Raw genomic sequence first — 14183 nt, 5'->3', positions numbered from 1 at the left:
CTCTTGATTCCTGACTCTTATATCTTAACTCTCCTATGCAGCTTTTAGACGGAAAATACGTATCGGAAAAACTTAAAGGTGAAATTGCCGAAGAGGCAGCTAAAATACTGGAACGAACCGGCCGCAAGCCGCACCTGGTGGCAGTGTTGGTTGGCCACGACGGTGGTAGCGAAACTTACGTTGCCAGTAAAATGAAGAACTGCGAAAAGGTTGGCTTTAAATCAACCCTCGTACGTTATGAAGATACCGTAACCGAAGAAGAACTGCTTGCCAAAGTTGTTGAGCTAAACGCAGACGCTGATATAGACGGTATTATTGTACAACTTCCATTACCAAAACATATCGACCCTGAGAAGGTAACCGAACGCATTGATCCTAAGAAAGATGTGGATGGCTTCCACCCTGTTAATCTGGGCCGTATGCAACGCAATCTGCCGTCGTTTATACCGGCTACGCCGTACGGTATCACTTTGATGCTGAAGGAATATGGTATTGAGACTGCTGGCAAGCATTGTGTTGTTGTCGGTCGTAGCAATATTGTAGGCTCGCCAATGAGCATCCTGATGGCGCGTAACACTGTGCCGGGTAACTGTACGGTAACCATTTGCCACAGCCGCACGCCCGATATCAAGAAATTTACGCTTGATGCCGATATCCTGATCGTAGCCATCGGTAAAAAGAATTTCATCACTGCCGATATGGTAAAAGACGGTGCCGTTGTTGTTGACGTAGGTATGAACCGCGAAACATCAGCCACAACCAAATCGGGCTTTAAACTTTATGGCGATGTTGATTTTGAAAACGTTGCGCCTAAAGCTTCATGGATAACCCCGGTTCCGGGTGGCGTTGGCTTAATGACCATTATCGGTTTGTTAAAAAATACTTTGGCTTCGGCTAATAAGGAAGTTTATCAGTAAAATATAATCCTGTTTAGGATATTAAGGGTTGGACGCTTACAAGCTTTTAACCCTTTTTTATTTCCCGAAAACTTTATCCCAAAAAGATTCAATACCCACATACACATCCCCGTTGCGTAATTCAACAGGATAGCTGTCAATAAAATCATTCTGACCGGGATTCCCCCTGCCGGTTTGCAGGTCGTACCCGTAACGGTGAAACGGACAGATGATCTTACCATCTTTACACCAGCCGCCGCTTAGTTCTGCACCTGCATGCGGGCAGGTGGCTCCTACTGCGTAAAGCTTATCTTCATAATTTACTATACAGATGTTTTTGCCTCCGGCTTTAACTTTCTTAACAAATGGCTCTGCCGATGGGCTGATTTCCGGAACTGCGTACCATTTCATGTTTAAAAATCTACCTTAAGATTCATTAGCGTAGGGTCTTTCATCACGTCGTCCATATTGGTAACGAGCGTAACTTGCTTGCGGTCGGCCGAAAGGATGGCTTTGGGGTTACTCACTTTCTTAACCGGGTGCGCAAAGTTCATTACCACTTTATACGGCATATCTATCAGCATAGCTTTTGCGGCTGCCATGGTCGATTTAGTTCTTTGAAGAAACTTACCAAATTTGATCTTATCAATAATGCGGGAGAAACTGTGTGGCGTAACCTCGTAAATGTAATAATCCTGCCCTGCCACAAAACGCTGCATTGAGAAAGCATTGGAGTTTTTAGCAGGATTCTTCGGATCTAAAAGGTCAACCTTCGGTGTGTTTACCGATACGGTTGAGATATGCTGAAGATAATATTGCAGATCGGCGGCTGATTTAGCTGTGTGACTCATGTTTATGCGCATGATTCCTTTGCTCAGATCCATTTGAACAGACAGGTCACTGCTTTTTGCCATTGCCACCTCTTCGGGATTTAATTTAGCAGCAGAGGTATCAGGCAAAGCATCATAAAAGTTTAGTGTAGTATCTTTAGCGAGGCTAAATTGCGGGGTAGCACGCACAGAATCGGTCATGAGATTCATCAGGATGGATACCGCTTTGCTCATTTCAAACCCATAAACGAGCTTGCAAGATCCATCTTCCTTAAAATCGTAATGTTCCTCAATATCAACACATGAGCTAAATCCTAATAATGCTACAAAAAGAAGCGGGATGTAGAGTTTTCTCATACGCGATATTTTTCTGTAATTATAAATAATTTAGCTGAAAGGTAAAAGCTTAAAACTCAATGGCCAACTGTAAGTTTCAGATTATCTTCTAAATATCATTTTAAACCTTTTGCCATTCGCATTTAACCTTTTACCTTCAAAAAACTTACCTTTGCACCCTTAATTATGGCACACCAGGTTCCGGAAGATGGCACACTGCTTCCTTTAATGGAAGAGTTTTATACGATACAGGGCGAGGGATACAATACCGGCAAGGCAGCGTATTTTATTCGCCTGGGTGGTTGTGATGTGGGCTGCCATTGGTGTGATGTTAAGGAAAGCTGGGATGCCGAACTGCACCCCCTCACTCCTGCCGATACCATTGTTAAAAATGCCATGCAGCATCCATCAAAAGCTGTAGTAGTTACCGGTGGCGAGCCATTGATCTATAATCTTGATCATCTAACCAGCCAGCTGCAGCAAAACGGTATCAAAACCTTTATTGAAACATCAGGCGCTTACCCCCTTTCTGGTAGTTGGGACTGGATCTGCCTGTCGCCAAAGAAGTTTAAAGCGCCCATGCAACAGGTTGCTGATAAGGCCAATGAGTTGAAGGTGATTGTGTTTAACAAATCCGACTTTGCCTTCGCAGAACATCACGCTAAACTGGTTGGGCCTAACTGTAAGCTGTACCTGCAGCCCGAGTGGTCTAAACACCAGGAGATGACGCCGCTTATTGTAGATTATGTAATGGCCAACCCGCAATGGGAAATATCTTTGCAAACGCATAAATACCTCAATATTCCGTAGAGTAATGAAACATACGGCATTAATTAACGTATAGGTTAATGATGCAAAAGCTCTACCCTTTTCTGCTTATATTTCTGTTATTTGCTGCCGGTGCTACCGCACAAGACAGGCGTTACACCACCAACAACACCGAGGCTATAAAGAACTTTGCTCTGGCCAATCAAAGCATTGATGAGCACATGTATGATGAGGCTATTGCCTTGCTGCAAAAAGCCATTGATGCCGACGGTAAGTTTATTGAGGCTCATGCACAATTAGGAGATGTAATGCGCATGCGCCGTATGTACAAACCCGCAGTAGAACATTTTCAAAAGATAATTGCCTTAGATCCTGAGTTTAACAAAGGGATATACTTAAAAATTGGTGAGTGCGAAATAGCTACTTCTATGTATGAGCCTGCGCTGCATCATCTCGAAAAATACCTTACTTATCAAAACAACACGCCTCAAAATGCTGCCTATGCGCAAAAGCTGATAGCCGATTGCAAGTTCAGTATATATGCCATTGCCCACCCGGTTCCCTTTCAGCCTATCAATATGGGGCCGGAGATAAACACTGCAGATGACGAGTACCTGCCAGTTGCTACAGCAGATGAATCTACATTGATATTTACCCGTAAAATAAACAGCAACGAAGATTTTTATAAGAGCAACAAAGCCGATAATAAATGGCAAAAGGCTACCTACCTCAGCGATGTGATCAACACACCGATGTATAACGAAGGTGCACAGTCAATCTCGCAGGATGGTAAATACCTGTTTTTTACCGGCTGTAACCGGCCTGATGGTTTGGGCCGTTGCGATATATATATTGCTCAAAAACGCGGTGATGATTGGGCCAAACCTTTCAGTATTGGTGCACCGCTAAATACTAATGGCTGGGAAGCACAGCCATCTATTAGTGCGGATGGCCGTACACTTTATTTTGTTAGCAACCGCAAAGGCGGCTACGGGGGCTATGACATCTGGAAATCGCATCTTACGGATAAAGGCTGGAGCGAGCCCGAAAATATGGGGCCCGAGATAAATACCGCTTATGATGAGCAATCGCCGTTTATTCACCCTGATGACAGTACTTTTTACTTTTGCAGCAGCGGCTGGCCGGGTTTGGGTGCAAAAGACTTATTCGTTAGTCGTTTAGGAAAAGACGGCAAATGGCAAAAGCCCGAGAACCTGGGCTACCCTATTAATTCTGCAGGTGATGAGAATGGTTTAACGCTTACCGCCAACGGTAGTTATGCCTTTTTTGCGTCAAACGCGCTGAAAGGCTATGGCGGGTTTGATATCTATACTTTTGAGTTACCGGAGAGCATCCGCCCTAAAGTGGTTACTTATGTAAAAGGTACTGTGCAAGATAAAAAGACAAAAGCCCCGCTCGAAGCGGCTGTGGAGATCATAGACCTGCAAAAGAATGTTCCTGTTTACCAGGATTACAGTTCTGAGGATGCCGGCGAATTTCTGGCTACTTTGCCAACGGGGAAAAACTACGGCTTAAATATTTCTCGCGAGGGATATCTCTTCTATTCGGATAATTTCTCACTTATAGGTTTGAAGGATAAAAAAGCTTTTAACATAACCGTATTGCTTTCTCCGATTGAGGTGGGCAATAAAGTGATCCTGAAGAATATTTTCTTCGATACCAATAAATTTGATCTGAAACCTGAGTCAAAAGCCGAGCTACAAAAGCTGGTTGATTTTATGGAAGTGAACCCGACCATCAAGATCGAGGTATCGGGCTTTACGGATAACGTGGGTAATAAAGAAGCTAACCAGGTATTATCAGAGAAACGCGCCAACGCTGTTTACCAATACCTGATAGCAGCCAAAATACAAGCCGAACGCTTGGTTTATAAAGGTTATGGCGAAGGCCAGCCCATTGCACCAAATACCACTGATGAGAACCGCGCTTTGAACCGCAGAACGGAGTTTATGATAATAGCTAAATGAGGTTAAAGGTAAAAGCTGAAAGGTAAAAGGTTTTAACTTACATTGGTTTATAAATAGGAAAGGCCTGAGCAATTCGCTCAGGCCTTTTACCTTTATCCTTTCGCCTTTAACCTTAAAGAGCTTAATTCCCTACTTCACTCATGAATTTGATACGCATTAGCTGTACCTCTTCACGTGTATAATCGTCTGATCCTAATTCAGAAAGAGCTTCGTCTATCGAGTCGCATTCTGCGGTTTTAAAGTAATCAAAAACCTCGTCCTGTTTATCTTCATCAATAACCTCATCAATGTAGTAGTTAAGGTTAAGCTTGGTGCCAGAGTTTACAATGGTTTCTACCTCTTTCAGTATCTCCTCGTAAGATAAACCTTTAGAGGCCGCAATGTCTTCGAGATTTAAATGACGATCGATGTTCTGAATGATAAATACCTTAAGCGCCGATTTATTAGCAGCACTCTTGATCACCATATCTACCGGGCGGTCGATATCGTTATCCTCAACATATTTTGCTATCAGGTCGATGAACGGTGCACCAAATTTCATGGCTTTACCGGCACCCACGCCTGATATCTGCTTCATCTCATCATTGCTAACAGGATAATGCGTACACATCTCCTCTAACGATGGATCCTGGAAAATAACAAACGGCGGCAAGCCTTTTTGCTTGGCTATTTTCTTGCGCAAGTCTTTAAGCATCTGCAACAGCTGAGTATCCAGCGCAGCACCGCCCTGTTTAGGGCCTTCGTCGCCTTCCTCGTCATCGGTTGGGCCCATATCGCGGTTAAGCAGGAACCTGATGCTGTAAGGATTGTCAATAAACGAGTTGCCTGCCTTAGTTAAATGCAGCAAGCCGTAATTATCAATATCTTTTGAAACAAAGTTATTCAGCAATGCCTGGCGAAGCAATGAGTTCCAAAGGTTCTCGCCCTGCTCCTTGCCCGATCCAAAGTAATCCAGTTTATCGTGCTCGTAGCTTTTTACCTGGGCATCATCCTTACCCATCAATACGTTGATGATGTGCGCATCGTCAAACTTCTCGCCTATGTGTTTGATGAGGCTTAGAACGCGGTGCAAGTGCTCCTCACCATCAAAATGGGTTTTGTGGCTGCAGCAGTTATCGCACATGTTGTTACAACCTGCTTCGTTAAAGTTCTCGCCAAAGTAGTGTAACAACTGCTTACGGCGACAAACTGATGATTCGGCATAGTCGATAACCTCTTTCAGTATCTGGGTGCCTATCTCGCGTTCGGCTACAGGTTTATCTTTCATAAACTTCTGCAGCTTATCGATATCTTTTTCGGAGTAGAAAGCCACACAAACACCTTCGCCACCATCACGCCCTGCACGGCCAGTTTCCTGGTAGTAGCCTTCCATGCTCTTAGGCATATCATGGTGTATTACGTACCTAACATCCGGTTTATCAATACCCATACCGAAGGCGATGGTAGCTACAATAACTTCCACATCTTCCATCAGGAATTTATCCTGAGTATCGGCACGGACTTTTGGATCTAAACCAGCGTGGTAAGGTAAAGCGCGTACACCGTTAAGGTTAAGCGCTTCGGCAACTTCCTCAACCTTTTTACGACTAAGGCAATATATAATGCCAGATTTGCCCTGGTTTTGCTTTACAAATTTTACGATCTCCTTTAGTACATTACGCTTGGCTCTCACCTCATAAAAAAGGTTGGTGCGGTTAAACGATGATTTAAACACCGTAGCGTTATTCATCTGCAGGTTCTTTTGGATGTCCTGCTGTACTTTAGGGGTTGCGGTAGCGGTAAGCGCAATGATTGGAATGTCGTCACCAATATTGCTGATCACCTGGCGTATTTTACGGTACTCGGGGCGGAAATCGTGGCCCCACTCAGAGATACAGTGTGCTTCGTCAACAGCTACGAATGATACATGGTTCAATCGTAAAAAGTCGACGTTCTCTTGCTTAGTTAAAGACTCCGGTGCAACATAAAGCAGTTTGGTTTTGCCGCTTAATACATCATCTTTAACTCTTAAAATATCTGATTTACTTAACGAAGAATTGAGGAAGTGTGCAATACTATCAGACCCGCCGAAAGCTCTTAACTGGTCTACCTGATTTTTCATTAGTGCGATAAGCGGGGAGATCACAATCGCTGTGCCCTCGCTCATAAGTGCGGGTAACTGGTAACACATGGATTTGCCACCACCGGTAGGCATAATCACAAACGTATCATTCCCCGCCAAAATATTAGTGATTATCGCTTCTTGTTCCCCTTTGAAGTTATCAAAACCGAAAAAGTTTTGAAGGTTATCAAAAAGCGACTTCTTTGTCTCGATCATTCTTAATTGCGCGTTTTGGAAATATGGTTGAAAATACAAAATTCTAAGAATAAACGGCTGTTCATTTCAAAAAATTATACTGAAATGATTATTCTTTTTGAAAACAATTTTGCGTTTTTAACATTTATTGAAAAAGTGAAAAAATGATGAAAATATTTAGTTTTTCGTTGTTTTGAAATCACAAATTAATGTACATCTTTAGCCAGCAATTGCCAAATTAAAAACTACCGTTTATAATGAACAACAACTACTACGCCATCATTATGGCAGGCGGAATCGGCAGCCGTTTTTGGCCTATCAGCCGTACCTCGCACCCTAAACAATTTATTGATATACTGGGCACAGGTAAAACGCTTATCCAAAATACGTATGATCGCTTCCTGAAAGTTTGCCCTAAAGAGAATATTTACGTTGTTACCAACGAGAATTATACCGACCTGGTGAAAACCCAGCTGCCAGATATGGCAGACAACCAGATCCTCACCGAGCCGGTGATGCGTAACACTGCGCCCTGCGTAGCTTACGGCTGTTTCAAGATAGAAAGCATGAACCCTGATGCAGCCATTGTAGTGGCGCCGTCGGATCACTTGATATTGGATGAAGCTGCTTTTATCACTACTATTGAAAAGTCGTTAAAAACAGCATCTGAGAATGACTTACTGATTACGCTGGGTATAAAGCCATCGCGCCCTGATACGGGTTATGGTTACATCCAGTATACCGATCAAACGCTTAATGACGACTTCCATAAGGTGAAAACCTTTACCGAGAAGCCAACTTTAGAGATTGCCAAAACTTTTCTCCAAAGTGGCGATTTCCTTTGGAATGCGGGCATCTTTGTATGGTCGGCCAAGGCTATTGTTGATTCGTTTAATCAGCATCTGCCCGAGATGCACGAGATATTTGCCGAGGCCCGTTCTGTTTACAATACCGACGAGGAAAAGGCTTTTGTACACAAGGTTTATCAGCGCTGCATTAATATCTCAATAGACTATGGTATTATGGAGAAAGCGCCAAACGTTTACGTGTTACCATCAGAATTTGGCTGGAGCGACCTGGGTACCTGGGCATCTATCTACCAACTGGCCGAGAAGGATTACGTAGGCAATGCCGTTATCCCTGCCGATAAAGTGATCATGTACGATTCATCTAACTGTATGGTGAATGTACCTGAAGGTAAATTGGTAATTATTAAAGGATTGCATGATTTTATTGTGGTAGAATCAGACAATATATTGATGATTAGCCCACGATCTGAAGAACAAGGCGTTAAACAAGTAGTTGCTGATGTGAAACAGCAGTTTGGAACAAAATACGTTTAGAAGAGAATCAAGACTATTAGAGTCAAGAATCAAGATAAAAGAAAAGCCCGGCTATTACAGTCGGGCTCTTTTTTTGCAATCATAATTTTTCTTGTCTTGGCTCTTGGATCCTGACTTCTTGATTCTCTATTCAGCAGCAAAGCCGCGCTGCCTTATCGCTTCATACAATATTATTCCGGTTGATACCGATACGTTCAATGACTCTATCTCGCCATACATAGGTATCTTGGCAAGATAATCGCTGATGCGAATGATCTCGTTGCGGATACCGTCTTCTTCAGATCCCATGATGATAGCCGTTGGAGCGGTATAATCAGGCGTGTACAGATAGTCGGTAGTTTTCTCGGTACAAGAAACCAGTTGCAGGCCCGATTCCTGCAGAAATTTTACCGTCTGCATAAAATTATCATGGCGGCAAATCGGAATTTTGTACAACGCACCTGCCGATGTTTTAATAGCATCGGGATTGATCTGTGCCGAACCACGTGCAGGTATCACAATGGCATGTACGCCCGCACACTCTGCCGTACGGGCAATAGCGCCCATGTTGCGCACATCTGTAATACTGTCTAACACCAGGATCAGCGGTACCTCTCCTTTCTCAAATATTTCCGGGATCAGATCCTCTACCTTTTGGTAAACAATGGGCGATATAAATGCAATAGCACCCTGGTGGTTTTTCATGGTGATGCGGTTGAGTTTTTCAACCGGTACCTGTTGGGCTATAATATTGTGTTGCTGTAGTACGCCTTTCAGCTCGTTAAGTAACGGGCCGCCCACACCGCGTTGTATGTAAAGCGACTCAATTTCTTTACCCGCGTTGATGGCTTCAATCACCGCCCTTATACCAAAAACCATCTGATTGCTTTCGCGTGCAGGTTTAGAATTGTATGTCATATTTTAAGAAAATTTTTCGCCAAAAGTACTCATATTAACTGATTAAACCAGTACATTAATGTTGCTGCCAGCCATACTTAGTTCATAGTTGTTAACACCCTGTTGTAATTATCAACAGCGATAAAAATCAGGTACTTATAAAGTAATTAACACGTTTTACACATATAGTGTTAATTATCGGCCTCAAAAAATATAGTCCTGATAATGTTTCTATTAAAAAGTAAATACACTATGTGGATGAATTGTGGTAACGTCCCCAACTAATTTTATATATTTTTGTTTCCTATGACTTTTGAGAACGATACCCCTAATTACAAGGCTAACACCGGCGAGCGCAGAACACGTTTTAGTAACGCGCTTCCGCAAAATAACCTGGGCAAAATACCGCCTCAGGCGCTTGATCTGGAAGAGGCTGTTTTGGGTGCCCTGATGCTGGAGAAAGATGCTCTTTCATCAGTGATCGACGTTCTTAAACCTGAGGTTTTTTACGATATCAGGCATCAAAAGATCTTTAACGTTATAGCTTATCTATTTGAGAAAACATCCCCTGTAGATATCCTTACCGTAACCTCACAGCTTCGCCAAACCGGTGAGTTGGAAATGATAGGCGGTGCTTTTTATATTACCGAGTTAACCAACCGTGTGGCTTCTGCAGCTAACATTGAGTATCACTCGCGTATTATCATCCAGAAATTTATCCAGCGCGAGCTGATCCGTATCTCTACTGACATTGTTACCAATGCCTACGAGGATACCAGCGACGTTTTCGATCTGTTGGATAAAGCAGAGAAAAACCTTTTCGAGATAGCCCAGAACAACCTTCGCCGCGACTCGCGTAAAATGGACGACCTGATGCAGGAAGCCCTGAAAGATATTGAAGCGCTGAAAGATAAGCAGGATGGTTTAACCGGTGTAGCATCAGGCTTTACCGAGCTTGACCGTATGACCTCGGGCTGGCAAAAATCCGACCTGGTGATCATCGCGGCTCGCCCCGCGATGGGTAAAACGGCTTTCGTACTAAGCTGTGCGCGCAACGCAGCAGTTGACTTTGATAAGCCGGTGGTTGTGTTCTCGCTGGAGATGTCATCAGTACAGTTGGTGAATCGTTTGATATCCGGCGAAGCCGAAATTGAGCAGGAGAAAATCCGTAAAGGTACTTTGGAAGAGTGGGAATGGCAGCAACTGCATTCTAAGATTGGTCGACTGGAGCAGGCGCCATTAATTATCGACGATACTCCATCATTAAATATTTTTGAGTTCCGCGCCAAATGTCGCCGTTTAAAATCTCAGCACGATATTCAGCTCATCATCATTGACTACCTGCAGCTGATGCATGGTAAGAGTGATGGTAAAGGTGGTAACCGCGAGCAGGAAATTGGTAGTATCTCGCGTGCGCTTAAAACCGTGGCAAAAGAACTGAACGTACCGGTTATTGCACTATCGCAGTTAAGCCGTGCGGTTGAGAGCAGACCAGGCGGTTCAAAACGCCCAATGCTGTCTGACTTACGTGAATCGGGTTCAATTGAGCAGGATGCAGACATGGTGCTTTTCCTTTACCGCCCGGAATATTACGGCTTAGAAGTTGATGAAGACAACAACCCTACCCAAGGCGTTGGCGAGGTAATTATAGCCAAACACCGTAACGGTGAAACTGGTAGAGTAAGGCTCAAATTCGTAGGTAAATACGTTAAATTTACGGATCTGGAAACCAGCATGGATGGCTTCCCGCCTATGAATAGCGGCTTCTCGGCGCTAACACCAAATCAAGATTTTGATAAACCGAATAACTTTATCATCCGCCCATCGCGCATGGATGATATGGAAGATGAACCGCCGTTTTAACCCCCCCCCCAGCCCCCTAAAGGGGGAGTAGAATAATAGAGAAGCCCGCCTGAAATCAGGCGGGCTTCTCTATTAATATTGAACACTGAATGTTGAACGCAGTGTATTGAAGTGTCTGATACATCGAAATTCATCGTTCAAAATTCGATATTCATTATTTATACTTTTCGTTTCCACTCCCCCTTTAGGGGGCTGGGGGGCTAATCGTCATCATCATCAAAACCTACCAGATTATTATAAACACCCTGCAGTTCAGATAATGCATGCATATCGCGCTTAGCACGGGTAATCTGGATGCCTTTTTCGTAAGTGACAATTGCATCATCCCTGCGGTTTAGCGCTTCGTAAAGCTTGCCTAAATGGTAGTAGGTTCCGGTATAGTTAGGGTGGTTATTTACCAGGTCTTCGTAATAGGCTAAAGCCTTTTCGGTATCGTTCAGTCGCAGATATTCTGTGGCCAGTGCGTATTTCAAAAATTCGTCGTTTGGCTCGTTCTCTATAAATGCCAACAGCTTGTCTAATCTGCTTGTGTCCATTTTAAACTCGTTCTTTTTTAACTAAATTTGTGCGTTACCCTAATCAAATACCTATAAAACTAATTATATTATGAAAGTATTGGTATGTATCAGTAATGTTCCGGATACCACGACAAAAATAACTTTTACCGATAATAACACGCAATTTAATACCAACGGTGTTCAGTTTATCTTAAATCCTTACGATGAGATTGCTCTTGCCCGTGCCATTGAACTAACTGATGGCGGCAAAGGCAGTGTAACCGTCATCAACGTTGGCGATGCCACTACCGAGGCCACCGTGCGTAAAGCCCTGGCTATTGGCGCTACCGATGCTGTACGCATCAACGCTAAACCACATGATGCATGGTTTGTGGCCAAACAGATAGCCGAGTATGTAAAGCAAAACCCTTTCGACCTGATACTTACCGGCCGTGAATCTATCGATTACAACGGCTCTAAAGTGGCTGGTATGGTGGGCGAACTGCTGGATATCCCTTCAGTATCTATCATTAAAAAATTGGATGCTACCGATAGTGAAGCTACCGTTGAGCGCGAGATTGAAGGTGGTAAAGAAGTATTGACTATCCCCTTCCCTTTTGTTGCCGGCACCGCTGAAGGTGTTGCCGAACCAAAGATCCCTAACATGCGCGGTATCATGAGCGCACGTACCAAACCGCTTACCGTGGTTGAGCCGGTTGAAGTGAAATCAACCTCTGAGATCATCAGTTTTGAAACTCCTGCCCCACGCGGACAAGTTACTTTAGTACCTGCCGATGACACAGCCAAATTGGTTGATCTGCTGCACAACGAAGCGCGCGTTATCTAATTATTTACACCTACCAAAAGATCATTTATGTCAGTTTTAATATATGCTGAAAATGCCGAAGGCAAATTCAAAAAATCAATATTAGAGGCCGTAAGTTATGCCAAAGCCATTGCCGATCAGAACAATACCAACCTTGTAGCACTGTCTATAGGTGATGTTGCCGCTGATGAGTTAGCTGCTTTAGGTAAGTACGGAGCCGAAAAAGTACTGAACGTTGGCAACGATAAGCTAAAGAACTTTGTGAACCAGGCTTATGCTTCTGTTATTGCAGAGGCTGCTAAGGCGCAAGGGGCTGATATCGTAGTATTATCAAACTCGTTCAGCGGCCGTGGTTTAGCGCCGCGTATTGGCGTTAAACTGGAAGCCGGCGTTGCCGATGGTGCTGTTGCCCTGCCTGAGCAAAACGGTGGTAAATTCACCGTGAAGAAAACAGCATTCTCGGGTAAGGCATTTGCTGTTGTTGAATTAACATCCGCTAATAAAGTTATTGCTCTTACTCCTAACTCATACAAAGTTGTCGAGACCGGCGGTACGGCACAGGTTGAAGATTTTTCGGTGGAGACCAAAGAATCAGACTTTAAGCAGATGCTTAAAGATATCGTTCGCTCTACAGATAAAGTATCGTTGCCCGATGCGGAGATCGTGGTATCTGGCGGTCGTGGTTTAAAGGGACCTGAGAATTGGGGAATGATCGAGGAATTGGCCGGCCTGCTTGGCGCGGCTACTGCCTGCTCAAAACCAGTATCAGACGCCGACTGGCGCCCCCATAGCGAGCACGTTGGCCAAACGGGTATTGCCGTTAGCCCTAACCTGTATGTAGCCATCGGTATATCGGGCGCCATACAGCACCTTGCAGGTGTTAGCTCATCAAAAGTTATTGTTGTGATAAACAAAGATGCCGAAGCGCCGTTCTTTAAAGTGGCTGATTACGGCATAGTGGGCGACGCTTTTGAAGTGGTACCTAAACTAATTGCTGCCGTAAAAGATTACAAAGCATCAGCTTAAAGTGTATATTTGCAGTGATGGGTAACGACATGAAAAAGATCGAGCTGGACATCGTGGGGCTATCATACAGCCAAACGCAATCCGGCGCTTATGCTCTGGTTTTAGGCGAAGTTAATGGCCGCAGAAGATTACCTATCATCATAGGTAGTTTTGAGGCGCAGGCTATTGCCATCGAAATTGAAAAGATGACGCCGAGCCGTCCGCTTACGCATGATCTTTTTAAAAGTCTTGGCCAGGCATTCAACATCAGCATACAGGAAATTATTATCTACAACCTGGTTGATGGTATTTTTTATGCCAAGCTGGTTTGTTTTGATGGTAAGAAAACTGTTGAGATAGATGCCCGTACATCTGATGCCATTGCGGTATCGGTACGGTTTGACTGCCCTATTTACACTTACGAGTTTATCCTATCAACCGCTGGTATTGTAATAGAGGGTAATGATTTTGTTTACCTGGAAAATATTAACGAAACACCAGAGGAAAAAACTGCAACGCATTCTGCAAGCGGCACTTATAATACATTGAGTGAAGACGAGCTTAAATCGCGTTTGCAGCAGGCCCTAACAGAAGAGGCCTATGAAAAAGCAGCCAAAATACGCGATGAGTTGAATAAACGTAAGTCATCATAAAGCAAA

The 14183-nt window shown here is 43.8% G+C and carries 13 protein-coding genes; 8 read left to right on the top strand and 5 right to left on the bottom strand.

What is annotated here, in order from left to right; translation table 11 throughout:
* The first annotated feature begins 35 nt into the window (after positions 1-35).
* Complete coding sequence (locus D0C36_RS01320; RefSeq protein ID WP_117389789.1) at positions 36-917, top strand: bifunctional 5,10-methylenetetrahydrofolate dehydrogenase/5,10-methenyltetrahydrofolate cyclohydrolase; 882 nt, start codon at positions 36-38, stop codon at positions 915-917.
* Positions 918-974: 57 nt separating this feature from the next.
* On the opposite strand, the gene D0C36_RS01315 is transcribed toward D0C36_RS01320, so the two are convergent.
* Positions 975-1307, bottom strand: coding sequence for a Rieske (2Fe-2S) protein (locus tag D0C36_RS01315; RefSeq protein WP_117389788.1), 333 nt, complete (start codon positions 1305-1307; stop codon positions 975-977).
* Between the two features lie 2 nt (positions 1308-1309).
* Positions 1310-2083, bottom strand: a complete 774-nt coding sequence (locus D0C36_RS01310; RefSeq protein WP_117389787.1) for a hypothetical protein — start codon at positions 2081-2083, stop codon at positions 1310-1312.
* Positions 2084-2248: 165 nt separating this feature from the next.
* Between D0C36_RS01310 and D0C36_RS01305 the strand changes: the two genes are divergently transcribed.
* Together D0C36_RS01305 and D0C36_RS01300 are read left to right on the top strand one after the other, a co-directional pair.
* Positions 2249-2872: a 7-carboxy-7-deazaguanine synthase QueE gene (locus tag D0C36_RS01305; RefSeq protein ID WP_117389786.1), complete on the top strand. Its 624-nt coding sequence runs from the start codon at positions 2249-2251 to the stop codon at positions 2870-2872.
* Positions 2873-2910: 38 nt separating this feature from the next.
* Positions 2911-4818 carry an OmpA family protein gene (locus tag D0C36_RS01300; RefSeq protein WP_233524381.1) on the top strand — a complete coding sequence of 636 codons (1908 nt, stop codon included), beginning with the start codon at positions 2911-2913 and terminating at the stop codon, positions 4816-4818.
* A gap of 121 nt (positions 4819-4939) precedes the next feature.
* On the opposite strand, the gene recQ is transcribed toward D0C36_RS01300, so the two are convergent.
* Positions 4940-7132: a DNA helicase RecQ gene (gene recQ, locus D0C36_RS01295; RefSeq protein WP_117391322.1), complete on the bottom strand. Its 2193-nt coding sequence runs from the start codon at positions 7130-7132 to the stop codon at positions 4940-4942.
* A 239-nt stretch (positions 7133-7371) separates the two neighbouring features.
* On the opposite strand from recQ, the gene D0C36_RS01290 reads away from it, so the two are divergent.
* On the top strand, positions 7372-8457 hold the full coding sequence (locus D0C36_RS01290; RefSeq protein WP_117389785.1) for a mannose-1-phosphate guanylyltransferase: 1086 nt from the start codon (positions 7372-7374) through the stop codon (positions 8455-8457).
* A gap of 126 nt (positions 8458-8583) precedes the next feature.
* On the opposite strand, the gene rlmB is transcribed toward D0C36_RS01290, so the two are convergent.
* Positions 8584-9354, bottom strand: a complete 771-nt coding sequence (gene rlmB / locus D0C36_RS01285; RefSeq protein WP_117389784.1) for a 23S rRNA (guanosine(2251)-2'-O)-methyltransferase RlmB — start codon at positions 9352-9354, stop codon at positions 8584-8586.
* A 285-nt stretch (positions 9355-9639) separates the two neighbouring features.
* On the opposite strand from rlmB, the gene dnaB reads away from it, so the two are divergent.
* Positions 9640-11196 carry a replicative DNA helicase gene (gene dnaB / locus D0C36_RS01280; protein WP_117389783.1) on the top strand — a complete coding sequence of 519 codons (1557 nt, stop codon included), beginning with the start codon at positions 9640-9642 and terminating at the stop codon, positions 11194-11196.
* Positions 11197-11396: 200 nt separating this feature from the next.
* Here dnaB and D0C36_RS01275 read toward each other — a convergent pair whose 3' ends face one another.
* Complete coding sequence (locus tag D0C36_RS01275; protein WP_117389782.1) at positions 11397-11732, bottom strand: tetratricopeptide repeat protein; 336 nt, start codon at positions 11730-11732, stop codon at positions 11397-11399.
* A gap of 70 nt (positions 11733-11802) precedes the next feature.
* On the opposite strand from D0C36_RS01275, the gene D0C36_RS01270 reads away from it, so the two are divergent.
* Genes D0C36_RS01270 through D0C36_RS01260 form a run of 3 tightly spaced genes read left to right on the top strand, consistent with a single transcriptional unit; the run spans position 11803 to position 14177 of the window.
* A complete protein-coding gene (locus tag D0C36_RS01270) occupies positions 11803-12540 on the top strand; it encodes an electron transfer flavoprotein subunit beta/FixA family protein (RefSeq protein WP_117389781.1) in 738 nt (245 codons plus the stop codon).
* A 27-nt stretch (positions 12541-12567) separates the two neighbouring features.
* Positions 12568-13545, top strand: coding sequence for an electron transfer flavoprotein subunit alpha/FixB family protein (locus D0C36_RS01265; RefSeq protein ID WP_117389780.1), 978 nt, complete (start codon positions 12568-12570; stop codon positions 13543-13545).
* Between the two features lie 29 nt (positions 13546-13574).
* Positions 13575-14177, top strand: coding sequence for a bifunctional nuclease family protein (locus D0C36_RS01260; protein ID WP_117391321.1), 603 nt, complete (start codon positions 13575-13577; stop codon positions 14175-14177).
* Positions 14178-14183: the final 6 nt, after the last annotated feature.

Origin of the sequence: Mucilaginibacter conchicola (assembly GCF_003432115.1) — a bacterium.
Lineage (GTDB): Bacteria > Bacteroidota > Bacteroidia > Sphingobacteriales > Sphingobacteriaceae > Mucilaginibacter > Mucilaginibacter conchicola.
Note: the sequence above shows the minus strand (reverse complement) of the source record. Positions and strands in the feature narration are given on the sequence as shown.

Coding starts and splice junctions, on each gene's coding strand:
- D0C36_RS01320 (WP_117389789.1), top strand. CDS start 36: ATGCAGCTTTTAGACGGAAAATACGTATCGGAAAAACTTAAAGGTGAA.
- D0C36_RS01315 (WP_117389788.1), bottom strand. CDS start 1,307: ATGAAATGGTACGCAGTTCCGGAAATCAGCCCATCGGCAGAGCCATTT.
- D0C36_RS01310 (WP_117389787.1), bottom strand. CDS start 2,083: ATGAGAAAACTCTACATCCCGCTTCTTTTTGTAGCATTATTAGGATTT.
- D0C36_RS01305 (WP_117389786.1), top strand. CDS start 2,249: ATGGCACACCAGGTTCCGGAAGATGGCACACTGCTTCCTTTAATGGAA.
- D0C36_RS01300 (WP_233524381.1), top strand. CDS start 2,911: ATGATGCAAAAGCTCTACCCTTTTCTGCTTATATTTCTGTTATTTGCT.
- D0C36_RS01290 (WP_117389785.1), top strand. CDS start 7,372: ATGAACAACAACTACTACGCCATCATTATGGCAGGCGGAATCGGCAGC.
- rlmB (WP_117389784.1), bottom strand. CDS start 9,354: ATGACATACAATTCTAAACCTGCACGCGAAAGCAATCAGATGGTTTTT.
- dnaB (WP_117389783.1), top strand. CDS start 9,640: ATGACTTTTGAGAACGATACCCCTAATTACAAGGCTAACACCGGCGAG.
- D0C36_RS01275 (WP_117389782.1), bottom strand. CDS start 11,732: ATGGACACAAGCAGATTAGACAAGCTGTTGGCATTTATAGAGAACGAG.
- D0C36_RS01270 (WP_117389781.1), top strand. CDS start 11,803: ATGAAAGTATTGGTATGTATCAGTAATGTTCCGGATACCACGACAAAA.
- D0C36_RS01265 (WP_117389780.1), top strand. CDS start 12,568: ATGTCAGTTTTAATATATGCTGAAAATGCCGAAGGCAAATTCAAAAAA.
- D0C36_RS01260 (WP_117391321.1), top strand. CDS start 13,575: ATGAAAAAGATCGAGCTGGACATCGTGGGGCTATCATACAGCCAAACG.